3 protein-coding genes are annotated in these 3335 nt (G+C 40.6%); 1 reads left to right on the forward strand and 2 read right to left on the reverse strand.

The genetic code is table 11. The features are described from left to right. Nucleotides 1–271 precede the first annotated feature (271 nt). Nucleotides 272–1669, reverse strand: coding sequence for a dihydrolipoyl dehydrogenase (gene lpdA, locus P8O16_RS01650; protein ID WP_300310192.1), 1398 nt, complete (start codon nt 1667–1669; stop codon nt 272–274). 295 nt (nt 1670–1964) lie between these two features. Between lpdA and fabG the strand changes: the two genes are divergently transcribed. Further along, nucleotides 1965–2711: a 3-oxoacyl-[acyl-carrier-protein] reductase gene (fabG, locus tag P8O16_RS01655; RefSeq protein WP_300310194.1), complete on the forward strand. Its 747-nt coding sequence runs from the start codon at nt 1965–1967 to the stop codon at nt 2709–2711. Between the two features lie 127 nt (nt 2712–2838). Here the strand turns inward: fabG and P8O16_RS01660 are convergent, their stop codons facing one another. Then, complete coding sequence (locus P8O16_RS01660) at nt 2839–3213, reverse strand: hypothetical protein (protein WP_300310196.1); 375 nt, start codon at nt 3211–3213, stop codon at nt 2839–2841. Nucleotides 3214–3335 lie beyond the last annotated feature (122 nt).

Genomic DNA, 3335 nt, shown 5'->3' on the forward strand with positions numbered 1-3335 from the left:
GTCAAAACCGTTTATTTTGACCTAATTTAGTACCCGTTAAGATCGCAAGAAAGCGATTGTCACTGGCTGTCACTTCTAACTTATTTGGCTACTGGCATCTTTGCGGATATACATAAAAAAAAAAAAGAACTATGAAAATATTTCTCCCTATTTTTTTAATAAAACTTGCTTAAGTTACATATAAACTATTTTTATAGATTTTTTAAGCTGCCGTTGGACATAAAAAAAGCCCGATCATCGCTTACCGGGCTTATATTTTCTTGATTGAAGTTTATAAGTGAATCACCTCATCATACGCAGCAGCTGCAGCTTCCATAATGGCTTCAGACATCGTCGGGTGAGGATGGACTGTCTTGATCAATTCATGACCAGTGGTTTCTAGTTTTCTCACAGCCACGATCTCTGCAATCATTTCAGTTACGTTTGCTCCGATCATGTGCGCTCCTAAAAGCTCACCGTATTTCTTGTCAAATACTAATTTCACAAATCCATCTTTTGCACCCGCTGCTGAAGCTTTTCCAGAAGCAGAGAAAGGAAACTTACCAATTCTCACCTCATAGCCTGCTTCTTTAGCTTTCGCTTCCGTCATTCCGACAGAAGCAATTTCTGGAGAGCAATAGGTACAACCTGGGATATTACCGTAATCCAATGGCTCTGTATGTAGTCCTGCGATTTTCTCCACGCAAATAATTCCCTCAGCAGAAGCAACGTGAGCTAAAGCTGGTCCTGGAACCACATCACCGATGGCATAATAGCCAGGCATATTCGTTTTGTAATATTCGTCTACTTTGATTTTACCTTTTTCGATAAGGATTCCTACGTCCTCTAATCCACAATTTTCCAAATTGGAAACTACACCTGCTGCGGAAAGTACAATATCACACTCCAAAGTTTCTTCGCCTTTGGCAGTTTTTACAGTCACTTTGCAACCTGTGCCTTTCGTATCAACTGCAGTTACCTCTGACGAGGTCATAATTGTCATGCCGGACTTCTTGTAGATTTTCTCCAGAGCTTTGGAAACCTCTACATCTTCTACTGGAACGATCCGATCCATATATTCCACGATCGTCACTTCTGTACCGATAGAGTTGTAGAAATAAGCAAACTCCACTCCGATCGCTCCTGAACCTACCACCACCATTTTCTTTGGTTGCTTCTCTAGGGTCATTGCCTTTCTATAACCGATAATTTTTTTATCATCAATCTTCATTGAAGGCAATTGCCGAGCTCGAGCTCCCGTAGCAATGATGATATTGTCAGCAGCATAGACAGTTTTCTTACCATCTTTATCGGCTACTTCGATTTTCTTACCAGCTTGGATTTTACCCCAACCAGCAATCACATCGATTTTATTTTTCTTCATCAAAAAAGTAACGCCCTTGCTCATGCCATCAGCTACTCCACGGCTACGCTTAACCATACCTTCGAAATCCGCATTCGCTTCTTTTACTGAAATCCCGTAATCAGCGGCATGTTGGATGTATTCAAAAACCTGAGCGCTTTTCAAAAGTGCTTTGGTAGGAATACAGCCCCAATTGAGGCAAATACCACCCAATTCTTCTGCTTCTACTATTGCAGTTTTGAGACCGAGTTGCGATGCACGAATAGCAGCTACATAACCTCCTGGACCACTGCCCAACACGATCAAGTCATATTTTGTCGAAGACATATCTTAAAATCTTATTTGATAACTGATTGAAACTATGCAAAAATAGGCCTTTTGGATTCAGAAAAAAATTTGGTTCCGACCAAGAAAAATGTGATTCAAATGATTTTTAGCACATTCTTAAAGCACTTACCAACGATAATTCTTCAGATCAAATCAATTGTCAAATATTATTTCCAAAATCACACTGTCACAAGATTTTTAGGATCAAATAATCACTTTTGCGAATCGGATCCAATTTGAAATCGGAAACTTTGGGTTTTTTCCTAATTTTGGGGCAAACAAAAAATAAAATCGAATGGGTTTACTTTCCGGAAAGACAGCGTTAATTACTGGCGCATCAAAAGGCATCGGCCGAGCAATTGCAATCCGATATGCAGAAGAAGGCGCCAATGTTGCCTTCACTTTTTTATCCAGTGTAGAAAAAGGCCAGGCGCTTGAAGCGGAATTGGCTGCTTTTGGCATAAAAGCAAAAGGCTATCGCTCGGATGCATCTGATTTCAAAGCAGCTGAGGAGCTTGTAAACGCAGTGGTTGCTGAATTTGGCGGGCTGGATATTTTGATCAACAATGCGGGGATCACTCGTGACAATCTCTTGATGCGAATGACTGAGGAAGCTTGGGATGAGGTAATCGGAATCAATCTAAAATCCTGCTTCAACACGGTAAAAGCTGCTACGCGTACCATGATGAAAGCGAAAGCCGGATCCATTATAAATATCACCTCGGTAGTCGGAATAAAAGGTAACGCCGGTCAGGCAAATTATGCAGCTTCCAAAGCAGGAATTATCGGATTTACGAAATCAGTAGCCTTGGAACTTGGATCAAGAAATATCCGGTCTAATGCCGTTGCTCCTGGGTTTATTGAAACAGAAATGACTGGAGTGTTGGACGAAAAAACAGTTCAAGGCTGGAGAGATGGTATCCCGATGAAGCGAGGTGGACAACCTGAAGAAGTAGCCAATGCTTGCGTATTCCTAGGTTCAGATATGAGTAGCTACATTTCTGGTCAGGTCCTTCAGGTGGATGGCGCGATGTTGACTTAAAATTTACGATTTAAGATATAGGATTTACGATTTAAGGGCGGCTGGAGCAATTCAGCCGTTTTTTATTTTAACAGCGAAGTGCACTAAGGGACGCAAAGTGATGGGGATCTAGTTATCCTCTAATCAGTTAATCCCCGAACCGACTCAAGTCAATCTTATAAAACTCGTATTCGTCTTCTGACTTTTGCTCGGGTTTCGAAATCAAGATCCACCCATTGGAAGAGATCATTTGCCCGCCTGTTTGACCAACATCGTATGAAATCTCTAATTCGGCCTTTAACTTCCAATCCAAATCATAAATGAGAATCAGATGAGTCCTTTTATTTAATCCTTGTCTTTTGCGGATATCGGTAATTTCAGGTTGTGTCTCCTCTGTTTTTACTACAACATTACGTACATACAGTTGGTTGACCGAATCAAAAAGCAAAGCTGAATTTGATGCTGATTCCGGATTGTTTCGCCATTTTTTGTTTTTACCATTTTGCTCATAAATTCCTGGCAAAAATTTATATGTATATCCGCAATCTTGCCAGTATGATTAAATCGAAGCAATGATGAGTCTGTCAAAGAGTTTTTGACCGAAGTATCTTCTGTTGAGCTTGTAACAAAACTCGTCCAGGTAAT

It is taken from the genome of Algoriphagus sp. (assembly GCF_029254265.1).
GTDB lineage: Bacteria > Bacteroidota > Bacteroidia > Cytophagales > Cyclobacteriaceae > Algoriphagus.